Origin of the sequence: Paraburkholderia sprentiae WSM5005 (genome assembly GCF_001865575.2) — a bacterium.
In the GTDB taxonomy this organism is placed as follows: Bacteria; Pseudomonadota; Gammaproteobacteria; order Burkholderiales; family Burkholderiaceae; genus Paraburkholderia; species Paraburkholderia sprentiae.
This window is the reverse complement of the sequence record NZ_CP017561.2, coordinates 1868468-1882584: the sequence shown is the minus strand read 5'-3', so window position 1 is coordinate 1882584 and position 14117 is coordinate 1868468. Positions and strand designations below refer to the sequence as shown.

Genomic DNA, 14117 nt, shown 5'->3' with positions numbered 1-14117 from the left:
CACCGGCGATCCCGGCGACCGCGTTCTAGACAGCAATTCGAACCATAAGAAAACACCTCGTCATTTCAAGGAGACATCGCAATGAACAAGCTGAAAGGAGCGCGCACATGACCCGCTCCGAACTAAATATCGATGTGCAGGCCTTCATCGACGCACAGCGCTTCTCGCCGTTTCAATGGACGATTCTCGTGCTGTGTTTTCTGGTCGTCGCGGCCGATGGCTTCGACACCGCCGCTATCGGCTTCATTGCGCCGGCGCTCGTGCAGCAGTGGGGCATCGCGCGCAGCGCGCTCGGCCCGGTGATGAGCGCGGCGCTGGTCGGACTCGGCATCGGCGCGCTGGCGGCCGGCCCCTGCGCGGACCGGATCGGACGCAAAACGGTGCTGGTGCTGTCGGTGTTCTTCTTCGGGTTGTGGAGTCTCGCGGCGGCTCGCGCGACGTCGATCGAATCGCTGACCCTGCTGCGCTTTTTCACTGGCTTGGGTCTCGGCGCGGCGATGCCCAACGCGGTCACGCTGATGTCCGAATACGCTCCCGCCAGGATTCGCGCGGTGGCGGTCAATGCGATGTTCTGCGGCTTTTCAGGCGGTCTGGCGATCGGCGGACTCGCGTCCGCTTGGCTGATTCCGCATTTCGGCTGGCCGAGCGTGCTGGTCGCGGGTGGCGCCGGTCCGCTCGTGCTCAGCGTACTGCTGATCCTGTTGCTGCCCGAATCGGCGCAATTTCTCGCGGTGCGCAAGCGGGCCGATCAACGGATCGCGCGAATCCTGCAACGCATCGCGCCCCGCGACCGCTTTGACGGATGCCTTTTTTTCGCGCTCGACGTGCGCCGCGATAGGGGCGACGCACGCTCGCAATGGGCGCTCGCGATCATCCTGTCGGCGCGCTACCGCTTCGGCACGCTGATGCTGTGGCTCGCCTATTTCATGGGGCTGCTGATTTACTATCTGCTGACCAACTGGCTGCCAACCCTGTTCAAGGACATGGGATTTTCCGCTGAAAAGGCTGCGTTGATGACCTCGCTGTTTCCGCTCGGCGGCATCGTCGGCAATCTGTGCGTCGGCTGGGTGATGGATCGCTTCGCCGGGCATCGCGTGATCGCGTTCACCTATGTTCTGGTCGGCGCGCTCGTGTTGATGGTGGGGCGGGGCGTCGGCCATCAGGTCTGGCTCGGTGCGCTGATCTTCCTGACCGGCACGGTCGCGACGAGCGCGGTCACGTCGATGTCGGCGCTCGCGGCAAGTTACTACCCGACCCGGGCCCGGGCGACGGGCGTTGCGTGGATGCTCGGAATTGGCCGCGTCGGCGGCGTGGCGGGTGCGCTCGTCGGTGCGGCGTTGATGGGGCTCGGCTGGCAATTCGGCGCGGTGTTCAGCCTGCTCGCGGCGCCAGCCTTGATCGCGGCCGGCGGGGTCGTACTGATGATGCGGCGCGTGCCGTTCAATCACGTATCGGCCGATGAAAACGTTGGCGCCGTAGCGGTGGAATAAGCGGTCGAATAAGCGATCGAATAAGCAGCGCGGCTCGGCGTGCCGCTACGCTCGAACCGCGCGCGTCGACTCAGGACGCACGCAGCAAGGCCATTTCGTTGTGCAGCAGCGCGAGCAATTCGTCGTCAGTTGGCCGCGTGCCCCAATGGCGCGCGCCTGCCACCGACGCGATCGCCATCCACGAATGCGGTGGAAACCATTCGCGCACCAGCGTGCCGTCCTGGCGCAGGCACAATTGGCCGGTCAGTTCGCTGTATTCGGCGCAGATGTGGGCACCGTCGACCTGCGCCGTTACTCGTCTCGGATCATTGCGTAGCACGTCGTCGCTCCTGTCGAAGGGGTGGCGCGAATGCCGGCACCGCACGATGGCGTGCTGGACGTCACCTGCCGTCTGTCAATGGTCATGCCCATGTCCGTGCCACCCATTGTCGTGCCCGTCGCCGTGCGGGCCGCGCCAGTCGCGCTCGTCGTGCCTCTCGTGCGCCTCGCGCCAGTCGCCGTGACGACGTTCCCACTCGCGACGCTCCCAATAGCGGTGACCATCGTAATAACGATCGTCGTACCAGCCCGGCGCGAGCACGACCGCGGGCGGCGGAGGCGGCGCATACATGGGCGCGGGCTGCACATAGACGGGCGGCGGCGCTTCGACCGCGAAGCCCGGCACGCCGATGTTCACGCCGACATCGACGTGCGCGAAAGCGGCCGTCGATGCGCCGATCGCGAGACCGGCGACGAGCGTCAAGGATAGCCAGCGGTTGCGTGAATGACTCATGATTGTTCTCTGTGTGGATGTCCGTGATGAATGGCGAGCCGGACGCGCACCGATTGCGCGTGATGGCCCGTTCAATAACGTTCGCGGTAGTGGTCGTGATGCGGATGATCGTCGGGGACCACGATGCAACCGCTCAACGCGCCGCCGAGCGTGGCGGCAAGAACGACCAATGCGAGGATTCTTTTCATGATGTTGCTCCCTGAAATCTATGATGCGAGTGCCTGTCGTGCGAAGCGTTTGATGTAATCCGCTTTCGTTTGAACCGAACTCTACTGAGCGGCGCGATTACCGGTGTGTTTGTGTGTAACAGGACGTGTCGATTGGAACTCGCGTCGATGGCACGATGCGAGTGCGTCGAATGAAGAGGGGACGCCTTGGCAGCTACGCCTCAAGATGCCGGGCGAGTGTCAAGCGCGCGGGCAAACCCTTGAACGCGCTATGGAAAAAAACGCATTCGAGCGTATGCGATGCGCCGATGCGAAGCGCAGCTTCAGCGCATCGATTGCTGAAAAAAGAAGCGAACCGAATTTGGCTTTGTGTATGCCGCTCAGATACATTCGGTTGCAGACTGGTTAGCTTACTGCGCGGCCGCGGGCTCGGGGGCAGTCGCATCGCGATAGCCGAGCCGCGTTGAAATCGCGAGACCGGCCTCTTTCAGCAGCGCGACGTAATGCTGCTTCGTGTCGGCGCCGCAGCGCATCGTCGGAAACGAAATCGACAGACCGGCGATCACGCGGCCAAAGCGGTCGAATACCGGCACCGCGATACATTGCAGGCCTTCTTCCTGCTCCTCGTTGTCCTCGCCGTAGCCCTGCTCGCGTACGCGCGGCAGGATACTCAATACCGCTTGCGCACAAGTCAAGGTTTTTTGCGTCGACTTGCGGAATTCAAGGTGCGAGAGCACCTCACGCGCGTCGAGCGGGTCCATCCACGCGAGCAGCACCTTGCCGATCGCGGTGCTATGCAGCGGATTGCGCCGGCCGATCCGCGACTGCATGCGCAGCCCGTAATCGGCGTCGATCTTATGGATGTAGATGATCGCGTCGTCGTCGAACGCGCCCAGGTGCACCGCTTCGCGCGTTATCTGGCCGATGCGGCGCATCTCGATGTCGGCCTCGCGCACGAGATCGACGCTTTCGAGCGCTTTCGCGCCGAGTTCGAATAGACGGATCGTCAGCCGATAGCGCTCGGTTTCGACTTCCTGGGTCACGTAGCCGAGCGCCTTCAAGGTCTGAATGACACGATGCACGGTCGTCTTCGACATGCCGAGCCGTTGCGACAGCTCGCTGATGCCGATTTGTCCCGTGTCGCCGATCGCGCCGAGAATCGCGAACACCCGCCCGATCGACGATGCCGATTCGCCTCGCTCGCCGCTTTCCGCATCGAGTGCTTTGTCGCGCGCAGTGTTCCTCGCAGTGTTCGTATGTGGTGCCCTTGCCGCCATGTCCGTCATTCCCTGTCTGTGCCAACCCGCGCCGCTGCTGCGTTCAGCCGATGGCCGCGGTCCGGGAGCATAGCGCGTTGCGCGCGCTCGTGGCGAGCTGCGCCGTACCTAGCGCGCGAGCCAGCCGCCATCCACTGCCAGTGTATGCCCATGCACATAGTCCGACGCCGACGATGCGAGAAAAACCACCGGCCCCGCGAGATCATCGGGAACGCCCCAGCGGCCGGCCGGAATGCGGCCCAGGATCTCTTCGTTGCGCTGCGCGTCCTCGCGCAACGCGGCGGTGTTCGCGGTGGCCATATAGCCTGGCGCGATCGCGTTCACGTTGATGCGCCGCGCGGCCCATTCGTTCGCGAGCAGCCGTGTCAGGCCGAGTACGCCGCTTTTCGACGCGGTGTACGACGCGACGCGAACGCCGCCCTGGAACGACAGCATCGACGCGACGTTGATGATCTTGCCGCCGCTTCGCTGCCGCACGAACTGGCGCGCCGCGGCCTGCGACAGGAAGAACAGGCTCTTCAGGTTCACGTCCATGACCGCGTCCCAATCGTCTTCGCCGAACTCGAGCGCGTCTTCGCGGCGAATGATGCCCGCGTTGTTGACGAGCACGTCGATGCGGCCGAACGCTTCGAGCGCGGCGCGCACGATGTCGTCGACCGATGCGATCGAAGCGAGGTCGGCACGCACGTCCGCGAAACGGCGCCCGAGCGCCTCGACGCGCGCGGCGGTGGCGCCCGCGTGCGCGCGACTCACGCCGACGATGTCGCAGCCGGCCGCGGCGAGCGCGACCGCCATGGCGGCGCCGAGGCCGGTGTTGCTGCCGGTCACGATGGCGACCTTGCCGCTCAGATCGAAAGTGTTCACTGTGGTGGGGCTCATGTTCGCTCAGCGCAACGCGCGAACCGCGAGATGGTCCATATCGCCGAACACCTGGTTTTCGCCGACCATGCCCCAGATGAACGTGTAGGCGCGCGTGCCGACGCCCGAATGGATCGACCAGCTCGGCGAGATCACCGCCTGTTCGTTGCGCACGACGATATGCCGCGTTTCGTGCGGCTCGCCCATCATGTGGAAGACGGCGGCATCGTCGGTGAGATTGAAGTAGAAATACACTTCCATGCGACGCTCGTGCGTGTGGCAGGGCATCGTGTTCCACAGGCTGCCCGGTTCGAGCTTCGTCATGCCCATGGAGAGCTGGCAGGTCGGCAGCACGTCGGGCACGATGAACTTGTGGATGGTGCGGCGGTTGCTCGTGGCCGGATCGCCGAGGGTTTCGGGCGAGGCCTGGTCGAGGAGATGGTGCGGGTCGGATATGTGGTGTGCGCGGGCGCGCAGTTCAGATAGAACTTCGCTCGCTGGTCGGTGTCGGCGCTGCCGAATACGACTGCTTGCGCGCCCTTGCCGATATAGATGGCTTCTTCGCGGCGCACCGTGTAACGCGTGCCGTCGACGTCGACCCAGCCGTCGCCGCCGATGTTGATCGCGCCAAGCTCGCGCCGCTCGAGCAGGTAGTTCACGCCGATCGCACGGCCGAGCGAGTCCGGCACTTCGACCGCGCGCTCGACCGGCCACACGCCACCGACGATGATCCGGTCGATATGGCTATACGTGAGCTTCAACGCATCGCGCTCGAAGATCCGCTCGACCAGAAACGCTTCGCGCAGCCCGGTGGTGTCGAGCGTTTTCGCGTATTCGCTGTGGATGGCCTGTCTCACGTCCATTGATCGTTCTCCTGTCGGTATGCGGGCGCCGCGCCGCGTTGTGCGCGAAACTGTAACGCAGAATCCCAGCTTCGGAACAGTGGTCCGAAAACAATGCGACGCGCGACGAGCGCTGGCAACGCCTTGCGTGAACCAGCGGGTAAACGATAGCCGGCTTCGGCCGAACAAAACGGAACGTCGTTCCTTTCGTGATGCTATATTGCGCCGGACAGGGAGAGCCCGGCGCAGAACGGGACACCAACGCGGGTTATTCGACCGTCAACGGGACGTCACCGTCCATGGAGGAGGCATGAAGATCAAGAAGGCCATCGACCGCATTCCTGGCGGTCTGATGCTGGTGCCGCTACTGCTCGGCGCCTGCGTGCATACGTTCGCGCCGGGCGCGGGCAAATACTTCGGCTCGTTCACCAACGGCCTCATTACCGGTACGGTGCCGATCCTCGCGGTGTGGTTCTTCTGCATGGGCGCGACGATCGACCTGCGCGCGACCGGCACCGTGCTGCGCAAGTCGGGCACGCTGCTCGCCACCAAGATGCTGGTCGCGTGGATCGTCACGCTGATCGCGGCGCGCTTCATCCCGATCGAAGGCATCAAGACCGGGCTGTTCGCGGGGCTGTCGCTGCTCGCGATTACCACGTCGATGGACATGACCAACGGCGGTCTTTACGCGGCCGTGATGCAACAGTACGGCACGAAGGAAGAGGCGGGCGCGTTCGTGCTGATGTCGGTCGAATCGGGGCCGCTGATCAGCATGATCATTCTGGGCGCGACGGGTGTCGCGTTCTTCGAGCCGCGCCTGTTCGCCGGTGCCGTGCTGCCGTTCCTGATCGGCTTTGCGCTCGGCAACTTCGATAGCGAGCTGCGCGAGCTGTTCGGCCGCTGCGTGCATCCGCTGATTCCGTTTTTCGGCTTTGCGCTCGGCAACGGGATCGATCTGAACGTGATCGTCACGAGCGGCCTGCCGGGCCTCGTGCTGGGGCTGGGCGTGATCGTCGTGACCGGTGTGCCGCTGATTCTCGCCGATCGCTGGATCGCGGGCGGCAACGGCGCGGCGGGGCTCGCCGCGTCGTCGACGGCGGGCGCCGCGGTCGCGAATCCGGCGATCATTGCCGACATGATTCCCAGCTTCAAACCGCTGGTGCCGGCCGCGACCGCGATGGTCGCCACCGCATGCCTCGTGACCGCGATTCTGGTGCCGATCCTCACGGCGCTGTGGGTGCGCCGGCATCCCGCGCGCGACGCGCTGCGCGAGGAGTTGGCAGCGGCGAGCCAGGCGGCGCCGCTCAATGAGCAGCGCGATGCGCCCGTCTGAATGAGTCGGTAGCCGGAGATTGGCGCGCCGCTCAGCGCGCCAATTTCGCTTCGAGCATCGCCTTCACGGCCGGCCATTCGTCGTCGATGACGCTAAAGCGCACCGAGTTGCGCTTGCGACCATCGGGCATGATCCGCTCGTGCCGCACGATGCCTTCCAGTTTTGCGCCGATACGCAGGATCGCCGCGCGCGATGTGTCGTTGAGCTCGTCGGTGGTGAACTGCACCCGCACGCAGCGCATTACGTCGAATGCGTGGCACAGCAGCAGGTACTTCGCCTCGGTGTTGACGGCCGAGCGCCGCGCCGACGCGCCGAGCCACGTGTGGCCGATTTCGAGCTTGCGGTTCGCGCGATCGATCTTCCAGAACCGCGTGCTGCCGACGATCCGGCCAGCGAGCCCGTTGCTTTCGTCTTTGTCGCGCCGCACGATCACGAACGGCATCACCTTGCCAGCCGCGCGGCCGGCAAGCGCGGTGGCGATATAAGTGCCGATCGTCGCCGGGCCCGGCACGACGGTCAGCTTCATGTCCCACAGTTGCCCATCGGCGGCGGCGTCGACGAGGGCCTGCGCGTGCTCCTCGCGCAGCGGCCGCAACTCGACGAACGTGCCGCTCAGCGTGGGCTGCATCGATTCGGCGGAAATCTCGTTCATGGCAATAAAAAAGGCCCGCGAGCGCAACACTCGCGGACCTGGCAGTTCGGTCGAGCCGCGCTTGGGAACGATGCGAGCGGCAAACCCGCGGCGCCGTTCCGGAAGCGCGTGATTGGCGCGATTAGCGTGCTTAGACCGACATCACCGTGACCGCCTTGGTCACGAGGTAGGCTTCCATCGCCTCCGGGCCGCCTTCCGAGCCGTAGCCGGAATCCTTGACGCCGCCGAAGGGCATTTCCGGCGTCGGCGTGGCAGGCTGGTTGATCCACAGCATGCCGACTTCCATGCGCTGCGACAGCAGATGCACGTTGGCGAACGACTTCGTATACGCGTAGCCGGCGAGGCCGAACGGCAGACGGTTCGCTTCGGTGATCGCTTCTTCCAGCTTGTCGAAGCCGCGGATCGCGGCGACCGGGCCGAACGGCTCGTTGTTGAACACGTCGGCGTCGAGCGGCACGTCCGTCAGCACGGTCGCTGCGAAGAAGTTGCCTTCGGTACCGACGCGCTCGCCGCCCGTCGCGACCTTCGCGCCGGTCTTGCGGGCGTCGTCGACGACCTTGGCCATCGCGCTCAGACGGCGCGCGTTGGCGAGCGGCCCGAGCGTCGTGCCTTCGGCGAGACCGTCGCCGAGCTTCAGGCTTTCGGCGTGCTTGACGAGCGCCGCGGCGAACTCTTCGCGGATGCTGTTGTGCACGAGAAAACGCGTCGGCGAGATGCAGACCTGGCCCGCGTTGCGGAACTTCGCGGCGCCGGCTGCCTTGACCGCGAGCGCGACGTCGGCGTCTTCCGCGACGATCACCGGGGCGTGGCCGCCGAGTTCCATCGTCGCGCGCTTCATGTGCGAGCCGGCCAGCGCCGCGAGCTGCTTGCCGACCGGCGTCGAGCCGGTGAACGTGACCTTGCGGATCACCGGATGCGGAATCAGATAGCTCGAGATTTCAGCCGGATCGCCGAATACGAGGCCGACCGTGCCGGCCGGCACGCCTGCTTCGACGAACGCCTGCAGCAGGGCCGCCGGCGAGGCCGGGGTTTCTTCCGGCGCCTTCACGAGGAACGAGCAGCCGCAGGCGAGCGACGCCGACAGCTTGCGCACGACCTGGTTGACCGGGAAGTTCCACGGCGTGAATGCCGCGACCGGGCCGATCGGCTCTTTCAGCACTTGCGACTGCGCGGCGAGGTTGCGCGACGGCACGATGCGGCCGTACACGCGGCGGCCTTCGTCCGCGAACCATTCGATGATGTCCGCGGCCGCCAGCACTTCGACGCGCGCTTCGGCGAACGGCTTGCCCTGTTCCTGCGTCATCAGCCGGCCGATGTCGGCGGCGCGCTCGCGCACGAGGGCGGCCGCACGGCGCATGATCGTCGCGCGCTCGTGGGCCGGCACCTTGCGCCAGGCTTCGAAGCCGCGCTGCGCGGCGTCGAGCGCGCGGTCCAGATCGGCGATGCCGGCATGCGCGACCTTGCCGATGGCCTGGCCGGTCGCGGGGTTGATCACGTCGAGGGTCTTGCCGCTGGCGGCGTCACACCATTCGCCGTTGATCAGAAGACGGGTATCGGTATAGCTCGAGATGGCCATGCTGGGTTCCTGTGAGTGGGAAAACAACTGGCCGCGCGGTCGTGCGGCACGAGGCGACACACCTGCGCGGCCATGAATGAATTGCCGATACCGTTTATCTTATCTGATCGCGGACGATCGCACCGGCGCGCCCGGCAGGCGCGCGCCGGTGGCATGCCGTTTGCTGAGGGCATGGCACCGGACCGACACTGCGGGTCGGTGCGGGGCGCCGCGTCAGCGCTGCACGAACAGCCTGCACGACACAGCGCTTCATCCATTCAACCGCTACTACAGCGCATCACGAGGACATCGCCATGCCAACCGGAACAGTGAAATGGTTCAACGACGCGAAGGGCTTCGGCTTCATCACCCCCGATGACGGCGGCGAAGATCTGTTCGCCCATTTTTCGGAGATCCGCTCCGAAGGTTTCAAGTCGTTGCAGGAAAACCAGAAGGTCAGCTTCGAAATCAAGCAGGGGCCGAAAGGTAAACAAGCGGCCGACATCAAGCCCGTGTGACACCGGCAGGGCGGCTCACCCGCATGCGAGGTAACGATGGATAAGGACGCCGCCTACGCGGAGATCGAGCGCAATGGCGGCGGCGCCTATGCGAAGCATTTCGCCGCGCGCTATCCGGACGAACCGCTGACGCCGTTCTGTCACCGCTATCTGTTCGAACAGTCGCAGCGCGACGACGCGGCGCACGACGCGGCCGCGGCCACGCACGACGACGAGCGCGGCTTCGCGCTGAGGTCGCTCGCGCGCATGGAGGCGTCGTCGCATATCGCGCAGGCCGCGGCGAGCGCGTCGCGCGACGCCGCAACCGCGGCCCACACGTCGGCACGCGCGGCGCGCCGCTCGGCCTTCTGGACCATGATCGCCGCGCTCGCGTCGGCGCTCGGCGTAGTGGTAAACGCGGCCCTGAATCTCGGCTGGCTCGAGTGGGCGAGGCATGTCGGGCGATAAGTGCGCGTAAGACTGCGCGTTCGTGCGTGAACGTGGCATGATGGGCACGCGCACGGAGTTCGCCGGCACGCCATGCGAGCAGCCATCCATTTACCACATCGATACGACATCGATGCGACACGGCTACCGGAGCGGATCGCATCGCAACACATCCACTTATGTTGGCCTGCCGCGCGCGCGCTGAACGCAGTATTATTCTTCAGGTTTCCTTCAGCTTTGCTCCGTACTATTTGCGCCACTGCCCTTGGCCTTTTCGGACCGCGGCCGCCGCTACTTGCATGTCGTGCGCAGGCTTTCGCGGCCTGCGTTCGGGCAATGGAACAAATAGATTCCCGACTGAAAATTGAAAGCGCCGATAAGACTTGCTGGAGCATCCATGAAAACCCTGTTCTTGCAGGCGCCGTCGTACGACGGCTTCGATGGTGGCGCGGGTTCGCGCTATCAGGCCAAGCGTGAAGTCCGCTCGTTCTGGTATCCGACGTGGCTCGCACAACCGGCCGCACTGGTTCCCGACAGCCGCGTGCTCGACGCCACGGCAGACGGCCTGTCCGTTGAAGCCGCGCTCGACGTCGCCACCCAATACGATCTGGTGGTGATTCACACCAGCACGCCGTCCTTCCCGACTGATGCCCTGTTCGCCGAAGACCTGAAGAAGCGCAAGCCGTCGCTGCTGGTCGGCCTGGTCGGCGCGAAGGTCGCGGTCGACCCGCATAATTCACTGATCGCGACCGAAGCCATCGACTTCGTGTGTCGCGAGGAATTCGATTTCACCTGCAAGGAAATCGCCGAAGGCAAGCCGTTCGCGCAGATCCTCGGCTTGAGCTATCGCGCCCCCGACGGCTCGATCGAGCACAACGAAGCGCGCCCGATCCTCGAGAACATGGACGAGCTGCCGTTCGTCGCGCCGATCTACAAGCGCGACCTGACCATCAAGAACTACTTCAACGGCTACCTGAAGCATCCGTACGTGTCGCTGTACACCGGCCGCGGCTGCCGCTCGAAATGTACGTTCTGCCTGTGGCCGCAAACGGTCGGCGGCCATCGCTATCGCGTGCGTTCGGTCGAGAACGTGCTAGAGGAAGTCAAGTGGATTCGCGACAACATGCCCGAAGTCAAGGAGATCATGTTCGACGACGACACGTTCACCGACTTCAAGCCGCGTGCGGAAGAGATCGCGCGAGGCATGGGCAAGCTGGGCGTCACGTGGTCATGCAACGCCAAGGCGAACGTGCCTTACTCGACGCTGAAGATCATGAGGGAAAACGGCCTGCGCCTGCTGCTGGTCGGCTACGAGTCCGGCGACGACCAGATCCTGCTGAACGTCAAGAAGGGCCTGCGTACGGACATCGCGCGGCGCTTCGCGCAGGACTGCCGCACGCTCGGCATCAAGGTCCACGGCACCTTCATTCTCGGCTTGCCGGGCGAGACGCCGGAAACGATCCAGAAGACCATCGAGTACGCGAAGGAAATCAATCCGCTGACGATCCAGGTATCGCTCGCCGCGCCGTATCCGGGCACGAGGCTTTATGACCAGGCGGTCGAGAACGGTTGGCTCGCGGAGAACAAGGTGATCAATCTCGTCAGCAAGGAAGGCGTGCAGCTGGCGGCGATCGGCTACCCGCATCTGTCGCGCGACGAGATGTATCACCAGCTCGAGAACTTCTATAAGCGCTTTTATTTCCGGCCGTCGAAGATCTGGGAGATCCTGCGCGAAATGCTGACGAGCTGGGACATGATGAAACGGCGCCTGCGCGAAGGCGTCGAATTTTTCCGTTTCCTGCGCGCGCACGAGGCGTGAGCGCCGTGCATCTCGCCGCCGTCACGCTCGCGTACGCGAGCGCGGCGGCGACCGTTGTCGGCATCGGCTACACCGTGCTCGCGAGCGCGCTGATCGGGCGCTTCTTCGCGAAGCCGGTAGCCGAACCCGCCAGCTTTCCACCCATTACGGTGATCAAACCATTGCATGGCACCGAGTGGGCGTTGCTCGACAATCTGTCGAGCTTCTGCGCACAGGATTATCCGGGGCCCATGCAATTCCTGTTCGGCGTGCACGACCGCGCCGACCCCGCGCTGCAAACCGTCGACGAGTTGCGGCGCCGCTATCCGCAGGCGGACATCACCGTGGTCGCCGATGCGCGTCTGTATGGCCCGAACCGCAAGATCAGCAACATCCTCAACATGCTGCCGCAAGCGCGCCACGACGTGCTCGTGTTCGCCGACAGCGACGTGTGCGTCGGCCCCGACTATCTGCGCAATGTGATGGGCGAATTACAGAGGCCGGGCGTCGGGCTCGTCACCTGCGCGTATCGCGGCCAGCCCGATCCCGGTTTCTGGCCGCGGCTGTCGGTGCTCGCCACCAACTACCAGTTTCTGCCGGGCGTCGTCACCGGACTCGCGCTCGGGCTTGCGCGGCCGTGCTTCGGCCAGACCATCGCGATGCGGCGCGACACCTACGAGCGGATCGGCGGCTTCCAGCCGTTCGTGCGGCATCTGGCGGAAGATTACGAGATCGGCGCGGCGGTGCGCGCGGCGGGCGAGCAGGTCGCGATTCCGCCGTTCGCGATCGCGCACGCGTGTGTCGAAGCGAGCGCGGCGCAACTGGTGGCGCATGAACTGCGCTGGAGCCGCACGATTCGCCGCATCGATCCGCTCGGGCACTTCGGCACCGCGCTCGTGCATCCGTTGCCGTTCGCGCTGCTCGCGCTCGCGTGCTCGGGCGGCGCGCCGTGGGCGTGGCTGCTCGCGGCGGCCGCGCTGCTCGCGCGTCTCGCGCTGAAGTGGCGCGCGGATCGGGCGTTGCGCCAGCGCTGCCGCGATCTGTGGCTACTGCCGTTATGGGATATCGTATCGTTTGCGATTTTCGTCGCGAGCTTCCGCTCGTCGCGGGTGACCTGGCGGGGCTTTAGCTTCAAGGTCGACGGCGACGGGTTGTTGTCGGCGGCACAGGACGAATGACGAACGAACGGCAGATTGGGCAGGCAATGATCGAAGAGGTTTTGACCGGGCGAAATGGGAGCGCCCTGGAGGCGACCGCGAGCGCCCCGGCGGTACGGACAGCGGCGCCTGCGGTGAAGCAGACCGTGGCACGCAGCATGCGGCGCATGACGTTGATTGAGGTCGTCTGCGAGGTGCCCGCATGATGAAGCATCTGGGCCGCGCGGCTGCGCTCGCGGGTTTGCTCGTTTCGCTGTGGCTCGTCTGGCGCGAGGATCCGCGCGCCGTGTTCGCCGCGTTGCGCATGGCCGGGGGAGGCCTCGTGCTGGCCGCGCTCGCGCACGTGTTGCCGATGATCGCCAACGCCTGCGATTGGCGCTCGCTGATTCGCGGCGCGAACCGCCCCAGCTTCGGCAAGATGCTGCATCTGGTGTGGGTGCGCGAATCGGTCAATTGCATGCTGCCGGTCGCGCGGATCGGCGGCGAACTCGTGTCGTTCCGCATGTTCAGGCGCTGGGGCGTCAGACCGTCGACAGCGGTGGCCAGCACCATCGTCGACATGCAGCTGACCGTCATCAGCCAGTTGATGTTCACGATGGTCGGCATCGGTTTTCTATTTGCCAATGCGCAATCGGGCGCGCTGCGGCTCGCCGGGCAGCTCGCGTGGGGCGTGGTGGCGTTGACGCCCGTGCTATTGCTATTCGGGCTCGTGCAGCACGCGAATCCGTTTGAGCGCATCACGCGCGTGCTCAATCGTCTCACGAGCGGCAAGCTCACCACGCTGGTCGGCCAGTCCGCGCAGATCGATCAGTCGATCAAGCTGATCTGGCGCCGCCGCGCGGTCGTGCTGCGCTATCTGTTCTTCTGGCAGCCGCTGCAATGCGTGGCGACGTCGCTGGAAATCTGGCTCGCGCTGTATTTTCTCGGCGCGCGCGTGACACTCGTCGAAGCGGTCGTGATCGAGTCGCTGATTCAGGCGATCAGCAGCGCCGCGTTTTTCGTACCGGGTGGTCTCGGCGTGCAGGAGGGCGCATTCGTGCTGATCGGCGGCGCACTGGGGCTCGACCCCGCCACCAGTCTCGCGCTCGCGGCCGCGCGGCGCATTCGCGATCTGCTGATCTTCGTGCCGGGTCTGATCGCGTGGCAGCTGTTCGAGGCGTCCGGCAACGCGCGGCGGCATAGTGCGCCGCACGGCGTGCGCCCCGAACTGGCCAAGCAGCGCTCGGGCGTCGCAGACGCGAACCGGCGCGGCGAGCCGCGCTGAGCGTTCGC

The 14117-nt window shown here is 65.2% G+C and carries 14 protein-coding genes and 1 pseudogene; 8 read left to right on the top strand and 7 right to left on the bottom strand.

Going from position 1 to position 14117, the window contains the following annotated elements; all coding sequences use genetic code 11:
- Window positions 1-107 precede the first annotated feature (107 nt).
- The gene (locus BJG93_RS08585; RefSeq protein ID WP_027197877.1) at window positions 108-1490 is read left to right on the top strand and encodes an MFS transporter; all 1383 of its coding nucleotides are present in this window, start codon (window positions 108-110) and stop codon (window positions 1488-1490) included.
- Window positions 1491-1560: 70 nt separating this feature from the next.
- Here the strand turns inward: BJG93_RS08585 and BJG93_RS08580 are convergent, their stop codons facing one another.
- The 5 genes and pseudogenes from BJG93_RS08580 to kduI all read right to left on the bottom strand — a co-directional run bounded on the left by BJG93_RS08580 (window position 1561) and on the right by kduI (window position 5427).
- A complete protein-coding gene (locus tag BJG93_RS08580; protein WP_026225344.1) occupies window positions 1561-1809 on the bottom strand; it encodes a hypothetical protein in 249 nt (82 codons plus the stop codon).
- Between the two features lie 75 nt (window positions 1810-1884).
- Window positions 1885-2262, bottom strand: a complete 378-nt coding sequence (locus BJG93_RS08575) for a hypothetical protein (RefSeq protein WP_027197876.1) — start codon at window positions 2260-2262, stop codon at window positions 1885-1887.
- Between the two features lie 577 nt (window positions 2263-2839).
- The gene (kdgR, locus tag BJG93_RS08570) at window positions 2840-3715 is read right to left on the bottom strand and encodes a DNA-binding transcriptional regulator KdgR (RefSeq protein ID WP_034479438.1); all 876 of its coding nucleotides are present in this window, start codon (window positions 3713-3715) and stop codon (window positions 2840-2842) included.
- 99 nt (window positions 3716-3814) lie between these two features.
- Window positions 3815-4585 carry a 2-dehydro-3-deoxy-D-gluconate 5-dehydrogenase KduD gene (gene kduD, locus BJG93_RS08565; RefSeq protein ID WP_027197873.1) on the bottom strand — a complete coding sequence of 257 codons (771 nt, stop codon included), beginning with the start codon at window positions 4583-4585 and terminating at the stop codon, window positions 3815-3817.
- Between the two features lie 6 nt (window positions 4586-4591).
- Window positions 4592-5427, bottom strand: a pseudogene (kduI, locus tag BJG93_RS08560) (5-dehydro-4-deoxy-D-glucuronate isomerase).
- A gap of 289 nt (window positions 5428-5716) precedes the next feature.
- Here kduI and kdgT point away from each other — a divergent pair.
- A complete protein-coding gene (gene kdgT / locus BJG93_RS08555) occupies window positions 5717-6739 on the top strand; it encodes a 2-keto-3-deoxygluconate transporter (RefSeq protein WP_027197872.1) in 1023 nt (340 codons plus the stop codon).
- Window positions 6740-6770: 31 nt separating this feature from the next.
- Here the strand turns inward: kdgT and BJG93_RS08550 are convergent, their stop codons facing one another.
- Window positions 6771-7391, bottom strand: a complete 621-nt coding sequence (locus BJG93_RS08550) for a GNAT family N-acetyltransferase (RefSeq protein WP_027197871.1) — start codon at window positions 7389-7391, stop codon at window positions 6771-6773.
- Between the two features lie 130 nt (window positions 7392-7521).
- Complete coding sequence (locus tag BJG93_RS08545) at window positions 7522-8967, bottom strand: NAD-dependent succinate-semialdehyde dehydrogenase (RefSeq protein ID WP_027197870.1); 1446 nt, start codon at window positions 8965-8967, stop codon at window positions 7522-7524.
- A gap of 293 nt (window positions 8968-9260) precedes the next feature.
- Between BJG93_RS08545 and BJG93_RS08540 the strand changes: the two genes are divergently transcribed.
- From BJG93_RS08540 to BJG93_RS08515, 6 genes are all read left to right on the top strand, one after another.
- The gene (locus tag BJG93_RS08540; protein WP_007181784.1) at window positions 9261-9464 is read left to right on the top strand and encodes a cold-shock protein; all 204 of its coding nucleotides are present in this window, start codon (window positions 9261-9263) and stop codon (window positions 9462-9464) included.
- Window positions 9465-9500: 36 nt separating this feature from the next.
- Complete coding sequence (locus BJG93_RS08535; RefSeq protein ID WP_027197869.1) at window positions 9501-9911, top strand: hypothetical protein; 411 nt, start codon at window positions 9501-9503, stop codon at window positions 9909-9911.
- A 376-nt stretch (window positions 9912-10287) separates the two neighbouring features.
- Complete coding sequence (gene hpnJ / locus BJG93_RS08530) at window positions 10288-11709, top strand: hopanoid biosynthesis associated radical SAM protein HpnJ (protein WP_027197868.1); 1422 nt, start codon at window positions 10288-10290, stop codon at window positions 11707-11709.
- Window positions 11706-12866, top strand: coding sequence for a bacteriohopanetetrol glucosamine biosynthesis glycosyltransferase HpnI (gene hpnI / locus BJG93_RS08525; protein WP_027197867.1), 1161 nt, complete (start codon window positions 11706-11708; stop codon window positions 12864-12866). The genes hpnJ and hpnI overlap by 4 nt, the downstream gene beginning before the upstream one ends.
- Window positions 12863-13051 carry a hypothetical protein gene (locus tag BJG93_RS08520; RefSeq protein ID WP_027197866.1) on the top strand — a complete coding sequence of 63 codons (189 nt, stop codon included), beginning with the start codon at window positions 12863-12865 and terminating at the stop codon, window positions 13049-13051. The genes hpnI and BJG93_RS08520 overlap by 4 nt, the downstream gene beginning before the upstream one ends.
- Entirely contained in the window at window positions 13048-14109 is a 1062-nt protein-coding gene (locus tag BJG93_RS08515) for a lysylphosphatidylglycerol synthase domain-containing protein (RefSeq protein ID WP_027197865.1), read from the top strand. Before BJG93_RS08520 ends, BJG93_RS08515 begins: the two co-directional genes overlap by 4 nt.
- The last annotated feature ends 8 nt before the right edge of the window (window positions 14110-14117 follow it).

Bases quoted from the DNA above. Each gene is read 5' to 3' on its own strand.
- kdgR (WP_034479438.1), bottom strand. From the start codon at position 3,715: ATGACGGACATGGCGGCAAGGGCACCACATACGAACACTGCGAGGAAC.
- BJG93_RS08515 (WP_027197865.1), top strand. From the start codon at position 13,048: ATGATGAAGCATCTGGGCCGCGCGGCTGCGCTCGCGGGTTTGCTCGTT.
- hpnJ (WP_027197868.1), top strand. From the start codon at position 10,288: ATGAAAACCCTGTTCTTGCAGGCGCCGTCGTACGACGGCTTCGATGGT.
- kdgT (WP_027197872.1), top strand. From the start codon at position 5,717: ATGAAGATCAAGAAGGCCATCGACCGCATTCCTGGCGGTCTGATGCTG.
- BJG93_RS08550 (WP_027197871.1), bottom strand. From the start codon at position 7,391: ATGAACGAGATTTCCGCCGAATCGATGCAGCCCACGCTGAGCGGCACG.
- BJG93_RS08535 (WP_027197869.1), top strand. From the start codon at position 9,501: ATGGATAAGGACGCCGCCTACGCGGAGATCGAGCGCAATGGCGGCGGC.
- BJG93_RS08585 (WP_027197877.1), top strand. From the start codon at position 108: ATGACCCGCTCCGAACTAAATATCGATGTGCAGGCCTTCATCGACGCA.
- BJG93_RS08540 (WP_007181784.1), top strand. From the start codon at position 9,261: ATGCCAACCGGAACAGTGAAATGGTTCAACGACGCGAAGGGCTTCGGC.
- kduD (WP_027197873.1), bottom strand. From the start codon at position 4,585: ATGAGCCCCACCACAGTGAACACTTTCGATCTGAGCGGCAAGGTCGCC.
- BJG93_RS08520 (WP_027197866.1), top strand. From the start codon at position 12,863: ATGACGAACGAACGGCAGATTGGGCAGGCAATGATCGAAGAGGTTTTG.
- BJG93_RS08575 (WP_027197876.1), bottom strand. From the start codon at position 2,262: ATGAGTCATTCACGCAACCGCTGGCTATCCTTGACGCTCGTCGCCGGT.
- BJG93_RS08545 (WP_027197870.1), bottom strand. From the start codon at position 8,967: ATGGCCATCTCGAGCTATACCGATACCCGTCTTCTGATCAACGGCGAA.